The sequence below is a fragment of the Hallella mizrahii genome (assembly GCF_009695775.1).
Classification (GTDB): domain Bacteria; phylum Bacteroidota; class Bacteroidia; order Bacteroidales; family Bacteroidaceae; genus Prevotella; species Prevotella mizrahii.
This window is the reverse complement of record NZ_VUNG01000095.1, coordinates 1-1,634: the sequence shown is the minus strand read 5'-3', so window position 1 is coordinate 1,634 and position 1,634 is coordinate 1. Positions and strand designations below refer to the sequence as shown.

Genomic DNA, 1,634 nt, shown 5'->3' with positions numbered 1-1,634 from the left:
AGAAAAGACATGTCGTGTCGTTTGAGAAGAACGAGAAGAAGTACAACGACTCACTCAGACTTTTAGGGTTTGTCGCCATTGTAACGCTCGGGCTGGATCTGACGGCACCGCAAGCTCTGGCTCACTACAAATTGAGAGACGAGCAGGAAAAGTACTTCCAGCAGATGAAGACGGAGATGTGCTCTGACAGACAGCGGAATTGGAGTGAGGACGGCAAGACCGGCAGGCTGTTCGTCTTGTTCGTCGGTCTGGTCATCGGATCATATATCAGACACATCTGGAAAACAACAGACCTTCACAGTATGTTCGCCTCTTCGCTGGACATGCTTGACGAAATGAGGAACATAAGATGTATTGAACGGCAGGGGCATGCCACTAAGATAACACCTTTTGTCGGGAAGCAGGTAGAGATTGCAAAGGCTTTCGGGCTTGACATCCCAGTCGGGTGTGAACCGGGATACAAGTCGAAAAAGGTAGGAAGGAAAAGAGGAAGACCAAAGAAAAGCGTGTCTTAGAAGGTTATCGCTACAAATTAATTGAAAACTCAGATTACTAAAAATGCCTCCTATTTTGATGTTATTAAAATATTCCTCGATAGACATATCCTTAGGACAGAAAGGAAACTCAGTAGGTGTAAACCAATAGTCTTGCTTGGCATTAGGAGTTAGAGAATCCGTAATTTTAGTAACTATTCAGCGGTAGGTACGACGGAGCTATCCGTAGCTCCAAACAGTGCTCGGATTGCTTCAAACGGCGTCTGCTTATGCTTCTTCGCTGTTTCTATGATGGAATGGAGGTCAAAGAATGCATCTGCGCCCAATTCGGATCGGAAGGTTCCTGAGTTCTTCAATTTTATCTTCAACTTTCTAATGCCGCGTTCGCTTGCATTGTTGTCAGAAGGAATGAGAGGATCCTCCAGAAAGTTGAAGATGTAATCCCTGCATTTTATCAGACCGTTCTTGAGACGTTGAAACTGTTCCTCAAATCCTTCCAAATTCTTCTTGAGCAAAGTGTCAAGCCTTTCGAGCCACGATTCTTTTTCGATACACTCGTTAGGCCTTGTATTCCTTTCGTGGATTGCCTCTTTCAAAAGCTTTTCAACTTCTCCGGACCATTGCTGTGTTGTGTCAAGTTCGTTCAGATATTGCAGCTCTCTAAGTATATGCGCAAGACAAACCTGATGGTTCAAGAAGTGCAAGGCAAAATAGGCACTATGGCGATCTGTTACTGCTATCATTCTCTCCAGGCTGTCACCAAAACGACTTTCCAACTCCTTCGAACTTCTTCCTCCTGCACGGAATAAGAGAGTAAAATACACGGTCTGTGCTATCCAAGCCCAGTCCAACCGCTTATTACAATAGCAGCCCGACTCGTCGAAGCCTACGACCTTTGACTGCATAATGAGTTCCTTAATTCTGTCAATAGCAGGCTTCGCTTTCGTCTTGGCCTCGTTTATCCAGTTAACCATGGAACCCTCGCTTATCGAAAGATTACATACTTCAAGCAAGTGTAATCGGTATCTTTGCACCAACAAATTTCAGAAATTAGCAATGTAGCAGATTTCGGAAAAATGAATGTAGCAGATTTCGGAAATTAGCAATGTAGCATTTCCGGCAAATAAGGATGCAACATTG

Annotated in this window: 2 pseudogenes; one reads left to right on the top strand and one right to left on the bottom strand. The window is 44.2% G+C overall.

Annotation, left to right across the window (positions count from 1 at the left end):
• Positions 1-515, top strand: a pseudogene (locus FYJ73_RS15820) (IS1634 family transposase); the annotation flags it as partial.
• Positions 516-688: 173 nt separating this feature from the next.
• Here FYJ73_RS15820 and FYJ73_RS15575 read toward each other — a convergent pair.
• Positions 689-1,507: pseudogene (locus tag FYJ73_RS15575) on the bottom strand (IS66 family transposase); the annotation flags it as partial.
• Between the last annotated feature and the right edge of the window lie 127 nt (positions 1,508-1,634).